This is a genomic window from Arthrobacter roseus, assembly GCF_016907875.1.
In the GTDB taxonomy this organism is placed as follows: Bacteria; Actinomycetota; Actinomycetes; order Actinomycetales; family Micrococcaceae; genus Arthrobacter_J; species Arthrobacter_J roseus.
Map to the genome: position 1 here is coordinate 958,803 of NZ_JAFBCU010000001.1, position 15,379 is coordinate 974,181.

Genomic DNA, 15,379 nt, shown 5'->3' on the forward strand with positions numbered 1-15,379 from the left:
ACGCCCTACACTGGAAACCACCATGGATATGCTGTTTGACCCCTATGAATCCGCCCCCGCTACCCGCCGCTCCGCCCTGCAGGAACGTGAGACTGACGCAGGCAGTGCCGGCGTGGGCCCCGTTAATGACGTCCCGACTACGCTGCTGCCTGAGGAGTTGCTGGCGGGGCTGAATCCGCAACAGGAGGCCGCCGTGCAGCACAGCGGCTCACCCCTGCTGATTGTTGCTGGCGCAGGATCCGGCAAAACCCGTGTGCTCAGTCACCGGATTGCCTACCTGTTGGCTACCCGGCGTGCTCATCCCGGGCAGATCCTTGCTATCACGTTCACCAATAAGGCCGCGGCGGAAATGCGCGAGCGGATTGAGGCGCTGGTTGGTGATGCAGCGAAGCGCATGTGGATTTCCACCTTCCACTCATCGTGTGTGCGGATCCTGCGGCGGGAAGCACAGAACGTGGGGATGCGCTCTAATTTCTCGATCTATGACTCCGCGGACACGTTGCGGCTCATCACGCTCGTTGCCAAGGGACTGGACCTGGATCCCAAGCGCTTTGCACCAAAGATGATCCAGCACAAAATCTCCGCCCTGAAGAATGAGCTGATCGACGACGAATCATTTGCTTCTACGGCTAACCATTCGGATCCGATTGAGCAGGCGGTCGCTCAGGTCTACTCCGGGTACACGCAGCGCATGCGTCAGGCCAACGCCATGGACTTCGATGACCTGATTGCACAGACCGTCTTCATGTTCCGTGCGTTCCCGGGAGTGGCGGACTATTATCGACGCCGGTTCCGCCATGTGCTGGTGGATGAATATCAGGACACCAACCATGCCCAGTATGCGCTGGTCCGCGCACTTACCGGTGCTGTCGCGGAGAGTGGGGATCCTGAGGCGGAGCTGACTGTCGTGGGCGATTCTGACCAGAGTATCTACGCATTTCGTGGTGCCGATGTCCGCAACATCGTGGAGTTCGAGAAGGACTACCCAAGGGCTCGCACCATCCTGCTGGAACAGAACTACAGGTCCACGCAGACCATTCTCATTGCTGCCAACGCGGTCATTTCGCGCAACCCGGACCGCCCCGACAAGCATTTGTGGACCGCAGAGGGCAACGGGGAAAAGATCGTCGGCTACGTTGGCGAGAATGAGCACGAAGAAGCCCGCTTCATTGCTGACGAGATCGACCGCTTGCAAGATGATGCAAACCTTCGGCCCGGCGACGTCGCTATTTTCTACCGCACCAATGCACAGTCGCGGACCATCGAGGAAATTCTTATGCGGGTGGGCCTGCCATACAAGGTGGTGGGCGGTACCCGGTTCTACGAGCGCAAGGAAATCAAGGATGCGCTTGCGTACCTGCGCGTGCTGGTGAACAAGGATGACGTTGTGAACCTGCGGCGCATCCTCAATGAGCCCAAGCGCGGCATCGGCGACCGCGCGGAGGGAGCCGTGGCCGCGCTGGCGGAACGGGAGCGCATCAGCTTCATGGACGCGCTCCGCAGGGCCGACGAAGCCCCCGGTCTGGCAACCCGCTCACTGAATGCGGTCAACGGCTTCGTGAAGCTGATTGACGACCTCGCAGAGGTTGCAGATGGATCGGGTGCCGCTGCAGCGCTGGAAGCCGTTCTGGAGCAAACCGGTTACCTCGAACAACTGCGGCGAAGCGCGGATCCCCAGGATGAGTCCCGGGTGGAGAACCTCGCCGAGCTCGTGGCCGTCATCCGTGAATACGTGCGTGATAATCAGGACGGAACGCTGGGAGACTTCCTGGAGCAGGTGGCTCTCGTCGCTGATGCAGACCAGATCCCGGATATGCCCGAAGGGTCATCAGAGGAGATTGCTGCGGCCGTTGAGGAATCCAGAAGGCAGGGGGTTGTCACCCTGATGACTCTGCATACCGCTAAGGGCCTCGAATTTCCTGTTGTCTTCCTGACTGGTCTGGAACAGGGCATCTTCCCGCACCAACGATCCGCCACGGATCCCAAAGAGCTCGCGGAGGAGCGCAGATTGGCGTACGTGGGCTTGACCCGTGCGCGGCAACGCCTGTACCTGACGCGCTCGGAAGTCCGGAGCATGTGGGGCCAGAGCCAGTACAACCCTGCAAGCCAGTTCCTCTCCGAAGTGCCCGAAGCGCTCATCGATTGGAAGCGTGAAGGTACTGAAAAACCATCGTGGGGCGGCGGTACCACCACGAGCCGATATGGAGGCTCTCACTGGGGCACAGGGTCAGGTGGGGCAGCCCCGGATACAAGTCCGCGCCGCTCCGCCGTCGGGCGTGTTCAACCGCAGAAGGAGGTCATCTCCGTCAGCGTTGGCGACAAGGTGAACCACACGTCCTTCGGAAATGGAACTGTCATCGGTCTTGAAGGTTCTGGGGACAAGACGGTGGCGAAGGTCAAGTTCGACATCGGAGACAAGCGGCTGCTGCTACGGTATGCGCCGTTGGTCAAAGTTGATCAGTGACTTAGCCGGTTCGCGGCGAAAGCTTGGGGGAGAACGTTGAAGGCCAGGGCGCGCATGCACGCGGATCGAATCAGGCCCATTCTCGTGTTGGCGTGCCTGCTGCTGGCTATGCTCACCGGGTGTGTCCAAGTGCCAACGGGAAATGCCTCACCCACCAGCCAGAGCCCTGAGCAGTCACCCAAGGAGCAACTTCTTTCCATGAAAGAGGTTGATTACGAATCACTATCCGCGGATCAGGATGCACTCCCGCTGGCGTTCCTCTCCATGGACCGTAATGCCTACTGCGTCATCGGGCCCAAACAGGGCGGGGTGTTGCAGAACCCCGTTGATCCACTGATGGGTTCAGGGGAAAAGGACGACACCAAACTTGAGGTCGCGGCGGTCTACTGTGAGTTCGCAACCTATCCCGAGCCCGCGGAAATTGCCGATGACTGCAACGGGACGAACCTGGGTTTCAAGGGCGGAACCATGATGCTGACCGCCAAGGATGCTACGTACGGAGGCTGCCGGGTAGGAGTGACGGTGATGGAATCAGAATTCGGTCCTGGCGCAACACCCTCTGATGGGCCCGTGGCTTCCCTGCCGCTCCTGCGTCAAGGGAATGCCGTGGAAGCTGGCGGGTACCGTTGCGGTGATAACGGTGCGGGCATGATCTGCATGGAGCTCGACAGCGGACTCGGTTTTCACGTTTCCGGGGACGAGTACATAATCTTTGGCAAAGCGCCTACCAAATAAAGTGTCATTTCTACAACCGATAGAAGAAGTGGGTGGTGTGTGCTTCATCACTAAAGCGGTAGTCTGGGGACGGCCCCAGACGCCAAGGGACTAATGTTCGGTAAGTAAACCTACTTCGACGTAGAAGGACGCAAGCCCGTGGACCTGTTTGAATATCAGGCGCGCGATTTGTTCGAGGCGCACGGAGTACCCGTGCTTGCCGGCATCGTGGCGCACACACCCGAAGAAGCAAAAGCAGCAGCCGAAAAGATTGGCGGCGTAGTTGTCGTCAAGGCCCAGGTGAAGGTCGGAGGCCGCGGTAAAGCTGGCGGTGTGAAGGTCGCAAAGACACCTGATGAGGCCTTTGAGCACGCGTCAAACATCCTCGGAATGGATATCAAAGGCCATACCGTCAACACCATCATGATCGCCCAGGGCGCAGACATCGCTGAGGAGTACTACTTCTCCGTGCTGCTGGACCGGGCAAATCGTAATTACCTCGCCATGTGCTCTGTTGAAGGCGGCGTGGAAATCGAAGTGCTCGCTGTCGAACGTCCGGACGCGTTGGCCAAGGTAGCCATTGACCCCGCTGTGGGGATTGACCGGGCCAAGGCCGATGAAATCGTTGCAGAAGCCGGTTTCGCCGAGGAGCTGCGCGACGACGTCGCCAAGGCAATTCTGAAGCTGTGGGATGTCTTCACCAAGGAAGACGCCACGCTCGTTGAGGTCAACCCGCTCGTCAAGACCGGATCCGGTGAAATCCTTGCCCTCGACGGCAAGGTATCCCTGGATGAGAATGCTGAGTTCCGTCAGGAAGGCCACGCGGCCCTTGAGGACAAGGACGCCACGGACCCGCTCGAAGCGAAGGCAAAGGCTGCAGGCCTGAACTACGTGAAGCTCGACGGCGAGGTTGGTGTCATCGGAAACGGTGCCGGTCTGGTCATGTCCACGCTCGACGTCGTCGCCTATGCCGGTGAAGCACACGGGGGCGTGAAGCCAGCCAACTTCCTGGACATCGGCGGTGGAGCCTCGGCTGAGGTCATGTCGGCAGGTCTGGACGTCATCCTGAACGACGACCAGGTCAAGTCCGTCTTCGTCAACGTCTTCGGCGGCATCACCGCATGCGACGCTGTGGCAACGGGAATCGTCAAGGCGCTTGAAATCTTGGGCGACGAAGCCGACAAGCCCCTGGTTGTCCGCCTCGACGGCAACAACGTGGAGGAAGGCCGTCGGATCCTTGCTGCAGCAAATCACCCGTTGGTAACTCTTGCCACCACCATGGACGAAGGCGCCAACAAGGCTGCCGAGCTGGCCGCGTAGAAAGTAAAGGTTTCGAGAATGTCTATCTATCTCAACAAAGACTCCAAGGTGATTGTCCAGGGCATCACCGGGGGCGAAGGCACCAAGCACACTGCGCTGATGCTCAAGGCCGGCACCCAAGTTGTTGGTGGCGTTAACGCCCGCAAGGCCGGAACCGAAGTGACCCACGGTGACGTGACGCTGCCGGTTTTCGGTACGGTCAGCGAGGCCATCGAAAAGACGTCCGCGGATGTCTCAATCGTTTTTGTGCCGCCAGCCTTCACCAAGGACGCGGTCATGGAGGCCATCGACGCAGGTATCGGCCTTATCGTGGTCATCACCGAGGGCGTACCCGTCCAGGATTCCGCTGAGTTCTGGGCCCACGCCCAGTCCAAGAAGGACGCCAACGGCAAGCAGGTTAGTCGTATTATCGGTCCAAACTGCCCCGGCATCATTACCCCCGGCGAAGCACTCGTTGGCATCACGCCCAACAACATCACTGGCAAAGGCGGCGTCGGTCTGGTTTCCAAGTCCGGCACCTTGACCTACCAGATGATGTACGAACTGCGCGATCTCGGATTCTCCACGGCCATCGGTATTGGTGGTGACCCGGTCATCGGGACCACTCACATCGACGCCCTGGAAGCTTTTGAAGCTGACCCGGAGACCAAGGCAATTGTGATGATCGGTGAAATTGGCGGCGACGCCGAAGAGCGTGCCGCCGAGTTCATCAAGGCCAACGTCACCAAGCCTGTTGTTGGCTACGTTGCCGGGTTCACCGCTCCGGAGGGCAAAACCATGGGCCACGCAGGTGCCATCGTTTCGGGCTCTGCTGGAACGGCCCAGGCCAAGAAGGAAGCTCTCGAAGCTGCCGGTGTGAAGGTTGGCAAGACGCCGTCCGAGACAGCGCAGCTGCTGCGGGACATCTACGCAACCCTCTAAATTCGCTGTTGCATGCACTGTGCCCGCTGAGTCCAATGACTCCGCGGGCACGGTTGTTCCTGGGAACTAAAGGCGGGGATCAAGCAATGACGCCGCCAAAGAGTAAGCCCAGAAGATAAGTTGCTGCCGCTGCGCCGAGCCCAATAGCGAGCTGGCGCAATCCGCGCTTCATCGGGGATGCGCCCGAGAGAAGCCCTACAACCCCACCAGTGCCCAAGAGTGCCAGACCGACCAGAACGCATGAGACGGTAACCGCAGCCAGGCCAGACATACCGAAAATATAGGGTAAGACGGGAATGATGGCGCCGGAAGCGAAGAAGCAGAAGCTCGCCGCAGCTGCTCCTATCCCGGTGCCCACTGCCTCGTGGTCATCGCCCTCGTCCAACTGATCTGGACGGAGCGACAGGCTGGGGTCGCAGTCGCAGTTGTGGACCCCCATGCGTTCGGCAGCTCTGTGCTCAGCATTCTCAAGCGACATCCCACGTGCCCGGTAAACCAACACCAGCTCATTCGCCTCGATGTCCAGTGACTTCGCGGCGGACAGGGTGATCTGCGTGGGCTTCGATGCGCTAAGCAGCTCGCGTTGTGAACCGACCGACACGTACTCACCGGCGGCCATCGACAGCGCTCCGGCCAAGAGCCCAGCGAAGCCGCTGAAAAGGATGAAGGCGCTCGAGGCACCTGTCGCGCCGATACCCATGACCAGCGCGAGGTTACTCACCAGGCCGTCGTTGGCGCCGAACACCGCCGCTCGAAAGTTACCGGACAAGCGGTTGCGCCCCCGCGTTGCCAGTGCACGGACTACCTCCTCGTGAATTTTCTCATCTGCAGCCATACCGGCCGTGGCATCCGCGTCCTTGGTGTACGGAGAGTCACTCTCCGCCCGCTGGGCCAGAGCGAGGACAAAAACAAAACCGAAATGACGGGCTAGGAACCGCAGCACGACCCGGCGCTGTGAGGGCCGGTGTCGTCCCGGCCCGTGCTCACCCAACAACTGACGCCAATGGTCTTCGTGGCGTCCTTCCGCGTCCGCCAGCGCTAGAAGAATGTCTCGCTCCTCGCCCTGACGGCGCTGCGCGAGGTCCCGGTAGAGGGCGGCCTCAGCCTTTTCATCAGCAAGATAACGGCGCCAACGGCTGATCTCGGCTGGTGTTGGATCCCGGCGCTCGTGATCGAGGGCTGGCATGGGTGGCACAGATAACTCCTGAGTTTGACGAGGATGATCAATTCTACCAACCGGCCGGGTCCCTCTGAATTTTGTGGAACCGAACCGCTAGAGTCAGACAAGTGAGTAAAGATGAAATTCGCATCGGCGAACCCGTCCTGGAAAAGTCCCCCGCAGAGGGCAGAAGCACGAGCTCCATGTGGGGCGACAGCCTGGGCAAGGCGGGTCTGCGCTCTGCCCAGATCCTCCTGATCCTCTCCGTCGCGGTCATCTCGATCTACGGGCTGCTACAAGTCAAACTCGTGGTCATCCCACTGCTGCTTGCCCTGATCCTCGCAGCCGCCATCGGACCAGTGGTGCAGTGGCTGCATAGCAAGGGATGGCCCAGCGCGCTGGCAACCGGAACGTCGTTCCTCCTGCTGTTGGCAGTATTCGGTGGCGTAGTCGCTGGCATTGTCGTTGCCATCCGGAGCGAAATGGACACTCTTGTCTCTCAAGCGGTCGAGGGCTTCGACCAGCTCGTGGCATTCGCTCAGAACGGCCCCATACCCCTTGACAGCACGGCGATTGAAGACGCCAAGAACGCGGCTGTCGACTTCTTGACCAGCAGCACGGTGGGGAACACCGCCCTGGCCGGACTGTCCGTGGCCACCAGCATCATCACAGGGTTTCTACTCATGGCAGTGGTGCTGTTTTTCTTTTTGAAAGACGGCGAGAAGATCTGGGGCTTCTTCCTCCGCCTGTTCAAGGGCGCGCAGCAGGACAAAGCGCGGGTAGCAGGCTATCGAACCATGGAAGTCCTCGGTGGTTACGTTCGTGGAACAGCCCTGATTGCTCTTGTGGACGCCGTCTTCATCGGTGGTGCCCTCTTCTTCCTTGGGGTACCGCTAGCGTTGCCGTTGGCGGTCATCGTTTTTGTCAGTGCTTTCATCCCCATCGTCGGCGCGACGGTGGCCAGCGTGCTCGCAGCACTGGTGGCGCTCGTGGCCAACGGACCGTTCGTGGCGCTGATGGTCATCATCGTGGCTATCGTTGTGAACCAGTTGGAGGGAAACCTTCTTCAGCCCGTGGTCATGGGTAAGTCACTGAGTATTCATGCATTGGTTATTCTGCTAGCACTGACCGCGGGAACCATCCTGGCCGGAATTATCGGCGCCATCCTGGCGGTGCCGATCACCGCCGTCGCTTGGGCCGTGATCAAGGTGTGGACTGGCGAAGATGAGGGCACACCGGAAGTCCGCGGCAAGACGAAAAAGTTCACGGACTCTGACGACAGCAGCGACGGAGGCATCAAGGCAGCGGCGAAATTCGCCGAAGCCGAGGTGCACCAGAGCTAACGCCCTCTTTCTGTTCAGGCTGACTGCAGGAAAAGCGTGTAGGACGGCCAGCATAGGAGCCAGACGCAGCTACGGTGACAACTAACTCGGCCCGATCATGAATCCAGACGGTGGGTCGCACAGCACAGCTCAGGGTGTGGGCAAGATGCTCAGGATCTGCTACCAACCAACTTTGCCAATTGCCTCCCGCTGTGAAGCTGACCGTGCCGCGGCTCAGGTCCACAACAGGCAGCACCGGAACAGAGTGTGTGGATGGGGCAGGTAACCGGGCGCCTGCAGGGGCCGTCGTCGAACTGGTCAGGGTGGGAGCGAACATGTCGCGGGCCTTCCGATTGCTCTTGCCCGCACCAGTGAATTGAAGTGCAGGCCGCTTCCTCATCCGAACCACCCGTAAGCATGGGGTTGGTGCGCGGCCAGTCGGAGCTTGGCGCCGCATCTCTTGAAGCTTCCTTTACCCTACCGTCATCCGATTCCGAGTGCACAGGCCCGGGGCCGTCGCGGGTATGCTCGGAAAACAGTCAGTCGAAGTGCCGGAAAGGGGAATTGATGAAGGCCCTCCCCGTGGAGACGAGCAACGCGCCCATCGCCATCGGGCCGCACATCCGTGCCGCGCGTCAGGCGCATCGGATGACTATCGGTCAGGTCGCCGAGGCCACCGGCCTGACCAAGGGATTTCTCTCCCGCGTTGAGCGGAACCTGACCTCGCCGTCGGTCGCTTCGCTGGTAACACTGTGCCAGGTGCTCTCCATTTCCATTGGCGACCTGTTTGCCGTTCCGGAAACACATCACACACGCTGGGCCGAAGCGCCTCACGTCAGTCTGGGTGGAACCGGAATCGACGAAAGGCTGGTCACGGCCCATTCAGAGAGACGACTGCAAGTGATACGGGCCGTCGTTGAACCGCACGGGCGCGGGGAGTCGGAGCTATATACGGTGGACTGCGACGTTGAGGTCCTCCACGTGGCGTCAGGACGGCTGACGCTGATTCTTGCCAATGAAAATTACGAGTTGGAGGCGGGAGACACCGTCACGTTCCCTGGCCGTGAACCGCATTCGTGGTCCAATCCGTGGGATGAGGAGGCTGTTGTTCTGTGGACCCTTGTACACCCTTCCGGCCAAGGATAGCCGTCTCGAAAGACATGACCGCCACAGGCACGTAAAATAGCCTCGAGGCAACTGTTGATGCTTATCAGAAAACAATCCGGCGTTCGACGCCGTGGGCTCCAAGGCCCGGAACGGAGTTCATTCCGATGGAAGAAATACGCGTCACCGAGAACGGCAACGTGGGACCAATCGACTCCTCGCGGATCCCGCGATACGCCGGTGCAGCCACGTTCGCCCGCCTTCCACGCCTGGATCAGGTAGAACATGCGGATATCGCCGTCGTCGGTGTGCCCTTTGACACCGGTGTTTCCTACCGTCCTGGAGCCCGTTTCGGCGCGAACCACGTCCGCGAATCCTCCCGCCTCCTGCGCCCCTATAACCCGGCACAGGATGTGTCACCGTTCGCGAATGTCCAGGTGGCCGACGCCGGCGACATGGCCGTGAATCCCTTCAACATCAATGAAGCGATCGAAGAGGTTCAGCAGAACGCGCTGGACCTCACGGCGAAGGGGACCTCGCTCGTCACCCTCGGCGGCGATCACACCATTGCCTTGCCGTTGCTGCGCGCTGCAACTGAGCGCGCTGGACAACCCGTGGCCATGCTTCACTTCGACGCACACCTTGATACGTGGGACACCTACTTCGGAGCGGAATACACGCACGGAACACCCTTCCGACGCGCGGTCGAAGAAGGAATCCTGGACACCGAAGCAATCTCCCACGTTGGCACCCGCGGACCGCTCTACGGCAAGAAGGACTTGGAGGACGACCGTCGGTTCGGCTTCGGAATCGTCACCTCCTCGGATGTCTTCAGGCAGGGCGTGGACGAAGTCATCGCCAAACTGCGCGATCGGATCGGTAATCGTCCCCTTTACATCTCCGTAGACATCGATGTCCTGGATCCGGCCCATGCGCCCGGAACCGGAACACCGGAAGCCGGCGGAATGACGAGCCGTGAACTGTTGGAAATCATCCGCGGGATGCGCGGCATGAACCTGGTGGGGGCCGACGTCGTCGAAGTTGCTCCTGCCTATGACCACGCGGAAATTACAGGTATCGCCGCCTCGCACGTGGCGTACGATCTCGTGACACTCCTGGCCGATAAGGCCACCGACACCAGCGACGGGAAAAAGTAGATGGACACTATTGACAGCGGCACCGTGGCTCCGGCTGAGCCCGTAGGAAATGCGGAAGCGACATCAGGTCAGCGAAACGGCGGAGACCTCGTCGTCGAAACACTTGCCGCCCTCGGCGCGCGAACGGTCTTCGGCATTCCGGGCCAGCATGCACTCGGCCTTTTCGACGCGCTCTCGCGCTCCAGCCTCGAATTTGTATCCTCCCGCGTGGAAAACAACTCGGCGTTTGCTGCGGATGGATACTCCCGCGCTACCGGCGAGGTCGGCGTTCTGTTTCTTTCCACTGGCCCCGGCGCGTTGACGTCGCTCGCTGGCCTGCAGGAAGCCTATGCAACTGGTGTACCGGTAGTTGTCGTGGCAAGCCAGATCCCGCTCGAAGGGCTGGGAGCCCGCCGTAAGGGCATGCTGCACCAACTCGATGATCAGAAGGCATCGGCGGCGAACGTGACCAAGAGTCAGCGGTTGGTCCAGTACGCTTCCGGCATTCCCTCAGCCATTCAGGACGCCTGGACTGAAGCGATTTCCTCCCCGCAGGGACCTGTCTGGGTGGAAGTACCACAGGACGTGTTGCTCGATGTCACCATGGTGCCACAGGTCGAAGACGCCCTCGCCGAGCCCTTCGATAACCCACCGCGTGTGGAACTCACCCGCGAAGCTGTTGCCTGGCTCTCTGAAGCAAAGCGGCCGGCAATCATCGCCGGCGGTGGAACCCGCAGAGGCCATGCCGAGAAACAACTGCTCTCCATCGCCGAGAAGCTGCGGGCGCCGGTGCTGTGCTCACCCGGAGGCAACGGGGCGTTTCCCTGGAAGCATCCCCTGTCCCTGCAGTCATGGGCTGAGGATCGCTACGTGACCGAGGTACTCGAGGACGCAGATGTCCTCGTCGTTATCGGATCCTCCCTCGGTGAGGTGACGTCCAACTACTTCACGCTCGAACCACGTGGCCGGATCATCCAGATCGACGCCGAACCGCGCGTCCTGGAATCCAACCGCCCTGCACTCGGGATCCGCGCCGACGCCGGCCAGGCGCTCAGTGCCCTCGACGACGCCCTGGGGACTCCGGGACTTGCCGACTGGCACGGGCGTACCCCGGAAGAGGTTGTCACCGAAACACTCGCCAAAGTGGAATCTCGTCTAGACTCACAGGGTCTCTCCAAGGAACGAAAGTTCATGGCAGACATCCGCGCAGCAGTGCCAGAGCGCATGCAGACGTTCTGGGATATGACGATCTCCGCCTACTGGGCATGGAGCTGCTGGGATTCCCGGACCGGAGAATTCCACTCCGCCCAGGGTGCCGGTGGGCTGGGCTATGGATTCCCGGGCGCTATCGGCGGGGCCGTCGGTGCCGGTGAACGCGTCCTGGCCGTTGCCGGTGACGGTTCCGCGATGTACTCGATCGCTGAACTGGCCACGGCAAAGCAGCATAATCTACCGGTTACCTGGCTCATTGTTGACGACGGCGGTTACGGAATCCTGCGCGAATACATGGTCGGCGCCTTCGGTAAGGCAACAGCAACAGAGCTTGCACGGCCGGACTTCGTCAAGCTGGCCGAAGCCTTCGGTGTTCCGGCGCGGCGGGTCGCTCCCGAGGACATCCAGGGTGCACTCGAGGAAAGCTTCGCTGGAGACGGGCCCAACGTCGTCGTCGTCGAAACGCTCCTGAGGATGTTTGAACCGACCCACATGTAGCTCCCACCTCTCCCACCAAATGAGTCATTCCGGCCGTTTTGGGACGAGTGAAGGCTATCAGCAGCGCTGTTCCTCCATTAGGGTCTGACCATGACTGAACAGCAGCAGACGGACGTAATTGTTGTTGGCGCCGGGCTCGCAGGGCTTGTTGCCACGGCTGAACTGGCGTCAGCGGGGCGCCGGGTTATTCTCGTGGATCAAGAGAATCAGCTCGGCGGTCAGGCCTGGTGGTCCTTCGGTGGTCTTTTCCTCGTGAACACCCCTGAGCAGCGCCGTTTGGGGGTCAAAGACTCCGCAGAGCTGGCGTGGCAGGACTGGCTCGGTACCGCGGGGCACAGGCCCCGGTATCGTCGAGCCTTTCGAACGGGACGTTCAGGAAGCCGTTGCCCAGGGACGAGTCACTCTGGCCCTGCGACACCGTGTCCAGAGCCTCATCCTAGAGGACGGCGTGGTCACGGGCGTACGCGGCACTGTCCTGCAGCCGACGACGGCCAGCCGCGGGGAGGCTACCAGCCGGGAAGCTGTGGGAGACTTCGAATTCCGTGCCGGGGCCGTCGTCATGACCTCGGGTGGAATCGGCGGTAACTCCGATATCGTGCGCGAGGCGTGGCCGAAGCGTCTTGGAAATCCGCCGAAGCACATGATCGCAGGTGTGCCCGAGCACGTGGACGGATCCGGGATTCAGCTGACACAACGGGCAGGCGGCCGTGTCATCAATCCCGACCGGATGTGGCACTACGTTGAGGGCGTCAAGAACCACTCCCCCATCTGGAAGAACCACGGGATCCGGATCCTGCCGGGACCGTCCTCGCTCTGGCTTGACGCAACGGGCAAGAGGCTGCCTGCGCCTCTTTTCCCCGGGTTCGATACGCTCGGGTCATTGGAATACCTCAGAAAAACAGGCCACGATCACAGCTGGTTCATCCTCAATGCCCGAATCATCGAGAAAGAGTTCGCGCTCTCTGGATCGGAGCAGAATCCAGATCTCACGGGGCGGTCCGTCAAGGAGGTTCTGGGTAGAGTGCGTCCAGGTCCGACGGCGCCGGTCCAGGCGTTCATCGACCGCGGCGAGGACTTCGTTCAGGCCACCACCCTGGAAGAACTAGTCAGCCGCATGAATGCGCTGGAACCCCAGGGGCCGTTGCTCGACATCGGGCACATCTCGGCAGTGGTCCACGCCAGAGACAGGGACGTGGTCAACACTTTCGGCAAAGACGCGCAGATCGCGGCGATCCGGAGCGCACGCGGTTTCCTGGGGGACAAGTTGATGCGCTCGGTTGCGCCACACCAACTACTCGATCCGAAGGCAGGCCCGCTGATCGCCGTCAGACTGCACGTCATCACGCGGAAGACGCTCGGCGGCCTCGAAACGGATCTTGCCGGACGCGTGCTGGCCGAGGGTGGCGCGCCGATTCCAGGACTTTTCGCCGCGGGGGAGGCGTCCGGGTTCGGCGGCGGCGGAATGCATGGCTACCGGTCGCTTGAGGGGACGTTCCTCGACGGGTGCCTCTTCAGCGGGCGGGCGGCGGGTCGGGCCGCGGCGGCTGCGGTCGGCTGAGAAATACCAGCGCGAGGTCACCCCCTAGCCTTCGAAATCACCCCGCACAGGAGGATCTAGGGCGACTAGGGGTGACCTCGGGCGGTGAGTGCTCCGCGCTAGTGCATCGTGAAGCGCCGCGCCACAATCAGTCCAACGGGTCCGGCGCCGATCGCGGCTGCCATGATCCGGTTTCTGGCGGCCAGAACGCGTGCTGGCAGCGGACGTCCCAACATCATGTTGAGGTGAGCCTGACGGGACGCAACCACGGCAGCGCGCCGTCGTCGGCTGTCAAAAGAGGCGAGAGCCCGTCCGCGCGCCGGGCCGGATAGAGCAGCGCGCAGTGAGGCCGTGATCAGCGGTGCAAGGTCGGCTGCATCCAACCATCCGAGGTTCATTCCCTGGCCGCCGATCGGGCTGATCTCATGGGCCGCATCGCCGAGCAGCACCGTCCTGCCGTGGATCATTGTTGTGACCAGCTGGGAGCGAACCTCGAAGGCACTGAGCATCGTATTGGAGGTGGGATCGAGGACGACGCCGGTGCGGCGCCGAATTTCCTTCGCCAGAGAGGTGGCCGTCGGTTCCCGGTCAAGGGAACGTGTTCGCATCACCCAGCGGCGGATTCCGCCGGGCAACGGGAAGGACTCAACAATGCCGTCTGGTTCCAGGTAGAGGACGGCGTTGCGATCCTCGTTCGATTCTGGTGCGTCGGCGAAGTCGCCCATCAGGTACGTGTCCGGGTACTTGGTTCGACGCACGCCCACGTCCATTCGATCACGCAGGACTGACTTCGCGCCGTCTGAGGCAACCCCGATCCGCGCTCTGAACTCGCGGGGGCTGCCCTCTCCTGATTCGGGAACGGCGCGTACCACCACACCATCGCCGTCGTCATCCATGCTGAACACCTGGACACCGCGCACCAGGGCATCCGGGTCCAGTTCCAACAGCCGACGTTCCAGAATGTCATCGGTCCGGCACTGCTGCAGAGCCAGGACGAAAGGGTAGATGGGAGAGACGTCCTCGAAGGGCAGTGTGGCGACGAGTCGGCCCCGGCTGCGCGCCTCACCGCGGCGGATTGCGGTTCCTTCCCCTACGAGTTGGTCCACCACGCCAGCGGATGCAAGTACCTGCAGCGCCGGTGGGTGAATGCCGATCGCGCGCGAATGTCCGCTTCGCTGCGACCGACGCTCCAGAACCCGAACGCTGACACCGGCCTGAAGCAACAGAATTCCAAGGAAAATCCCCACCGGACCGCCGCCAGCAATCACGACGTCCGTCGTCGTTCGCTGCTCAGGGCTCATGCCGGTCCAGACACAGCAGGTTGACCCACGGCGCTCGCGGCTCAACGGTCCAGGGCGTGGGTACGACGGCGGCCAGTTCAGCGGGCTTGTAGCTGCGGCGGATGGAGGTGAGGCCATCACGGCGGATGAAGGAGCCGGGGAAGAATGGCAGTGTTCCCACGGAGAAAAGGGCGTAGGCGATGGGGCTGCGCACTATGTCGCTGTGGATGGCGGTCTTGGTGGTGAGCGCCTCCGAATCGCTGAGCAGGCCCTGGAGCTCGGCTGCTGAGAGGTGATGCAGGATGTGGTTGGAAATGACGAAGTCATACTGCTGCCCCTCGGATACGAGTTCCGAACTAAAGGCCGCGCGAAACGTTACCCCGGGTGGTGCGGGCCTCGAAACGGCGTAGTCGTAGGCGCGGCTGTCCGGGTCGATTCCGGTGATAGCCAGGGACAGGCCGTCCCTCTGCGCCCAGTGTGCGAGGGCCCGGGCGAGGTCCCCGCCGCCGCAACCGACGTCGAGCAGTGTGGAAGCCGACGTCGGGCTCAGGTGCGGCCGGATTCGCTCCCGATAGACTGACCGCCAGCCGGACACCACAGAGTTGATGAGCGGAAATTGATCATAGGTGCGGGTCAGCATGGTGGGATCGGCGTTGGCCCGGTCCATTTCTTCGACAGCGCCCGTAGCCCGAAACCGGAGTGGGTAGTCCAT

11 protein-coding genes, 1 pseudogene and 1 riboswitch are annotated in these 15,379 nt (G+C 61.5%); of the genes and pseudogenes, 9 read left to right on the forward strand and 3 right to left on the reverse strand.

Annotated elements, in window-relative coordinates:
* Positions 1-22: 22 nt before the first annotated feature.
* From pcrA to sucD, 4 genes are all read left to right on the forward strand, one after another.
* Positions 23-2,464 (forward strand): DNA helicase PcrA, encoded by a 2,442-nt coding sequence (pcrA, locus tag JOE65_RS04960; protein WP_205162184.1) that lies wholly within the window; start codon positions 23-25, stop codon positions 2,462-2,464.
* A gap of 198 nt (positions 2,465-2,662) precedes the next feature.
* On the forward strand, positions 2,663-3,199 hold the full coding sequence (locus JOE65_RS04965; protein WP_205162185.1) for a hypothetical protein: 537 nt from the start codon (positions 2,663-2,665) through the stop codon (positions 3,197-3,199).
* 138 nt (positions 3,200-3,337) lie between these two features.
* Positions 3,338-4,498 carry an ADP-forming succinate--CoA ligase subunit beta gene (gene sucC / locus JOE65_RS04970; RefSeq protein ID WP_205162186.1) on the forward strand — a complete coding sequence of 387 codons (1,161 nt, stop codon included), beginning with the start codon at positions 3,338-3,340 and terminating at the stop codon, positions 4,496-4,498.
* An 18-nt stretch (positions 4,499-4,516) separates the two neighbouring features.
* Positions 4,517-5,419, forward strand: coding sequence for a succinate--CoA ligase subunit alpha (gene sucD, locus JOE65_RS04975; RefSeq protein WP_205162187.1), 903 nt, complete (start codon positions 4,517-4,519; stop codon positions 5,417-5,419).
* A 79-nt stretch (positions 5,420-5,498) separates the two neighbouring features.
* Here the strand turns inward: sucD and JOE65_RS04980 are convergent, their stop codons facing one another.
* Positions 5,499-6,605, reverse strand: coding sequence for a VIT1/CCC1 transporter family protein (locus JOE65_RS04980; RefSeq protein ID WP_205164025.1), 1,107 nt, complete (start codon positions 6,603-6,605; stop codon positions 5,499-5,501).
* 101 nt (positions 6,606-6,706) lie between these two features.
* Here JOE65_RS04980 and JOE65_RS04985 point away from each other — a divergent pair, with 101 nt between their 5' ends.
* From JOE65_RS04985 to JOE65_RS05005, 5 genes and pseudogenes are all read left to right on the forward strand, one after another.
* Positions 6,707-7,921 carry an AI-2E family transporter gene (locus tag JOE65_RS04985; protein WP_420827487.1) on the forward strand — a complete coding sequence of 405 codons (1,215 nt, stop codon included), beginning with the start codon at positions 6,707-6,709 and terminating at the stop codon, positions 7,919-7,921.
* A 329-nt stretch (positions 7,922-8,250) separates the two neighbouring features.
* Positions 8,251-8,366, reverse strand: a riboswitch (SAM riboswitch).
* Positions 8,367-8,467: 101 nt separating this feature from the next.
* Positions 8,468-9,046, forward strand: coding sequence for a helix-turn-helix domain-containing protein (locus JOE65_RS04990; protein ID WP_205162188.1), 579 nt, complete (start codon positions 8,468-8,470; stop codon positions 9,044-9,046).
* 125 nt (positions 9,047-9,171) lie between these two features.
* Positions 9,172-10,161, forward strand: coding sequence for an agmatinase (speB, locus tag JOE65_RS04995; protein ID WP_205162189.1), 990 nt, complete (start codon positions 9,172-9,174; stop codon positions 10,159-10,161).
* Positions 10,162-11,850, forward strand: coding sequence for a thiamine pyrophosphate-binding protein (locus tag JOE65_RS05000; RefSeq protein ID WP_205162190.1), 1,689 nt, complete (start codon positions 10,162-10,164; stop codon positions 11,848-11,850).
* Between the two features lie 90 nt (positions 11,851-11,940).
* Positions 11,941-13,408, forward strand: a pseudogene (locus JOE65_RS05005) (FAD-binding dehydrogenase).
* Positions 13,409-13,506: 98 nt separating this feature from the next.
* Here the strand turns inward: JOE65_RS05005 and JOE65_RS05010 are convergent.
* On the reverse strand, positions 13,507-14,688 hold the full coding sequence (locus tag JOE65_RS05010) for an FAD-dependent oxidoreductase (RefSeq protein ID WP_205162191.1): 1,182 nt from the start codon (positions 14,686-14,688) through the stop codon (positions 13,507-13,509).
* Positions 14,678-15,379, reverse strand: coding sequence for a class I SAM-dependent methyltransferase (locus JOE65_RS05015; protein ID WP_205162192.1), 702 nt, complete (start codon positions 15,377-15,379; stop codon positions 14,678-14,680). Before JOE65_RS05015 ends, JOE65_RS05010 begins: the two co-directional genes overlap by 11 nt.

Coding starts and splice junctions, on each gene's coding strand:
- JOE65_RS04990 (WP_205162188.1), top strand. CDS start 8,468: ATGAAGGCCCTCCCCGTGGAGACGAGCAACGCGCCCATCGCCATCGGG.
- JOE65_RS05010 (WP_205162191.1), bottom strand. CDS start 14,688: ATGAGCCCTGAGCAGCGAACGACGACGGACGTCGTGATTGCTGGCGGC.
- JOE65_RS05000 (WP_205162190.1), top strand. CDS start 10,162: ATGGACACTATTGACAGCGGCACCGTGGCTCCGGCTGAGCCCGTAGGA.
- JOE65_RS04980 (WP_205164025.1), bottom strand. CDS start 6,605: ATGCCAGCCCTCGATCACGAGCGCCGGGATCCAACACCAGCCGAGATC.
- JOE65_RS04965 (WP_205162185.1), top strand. CDS start 2,663: ATGAAAGAGGTTGATTACGAATCACTATCCGCGGATCAGGATGCACTC.
- JOE65_RS05015 (WP_205162192.1), bottom strand. CDS start 15,379: ATGGACTACCCACTCCGGTTTCGGGCTACGGGCGCTGTCGAAGAAATG.
- sucD (WP_205162187.1), top strand. CDS start 4,517: ATGTCTATCTATCTCAACAAAGACTCCAAGGTGATTGTCCAGGGCATC.
- speB (WP_205162189.1), top strand. CDS start 9,172: ATGGAAGAAATACGCGTCACCGAGAACGGCAACGTGGGACCAATCGAC.
- pcrA (WP_205162184.1), top strand. CDS start 23: ATGGATATGCTGTTTGACCCCTATGAATCCGCCCCCGCTACCCGCCGC.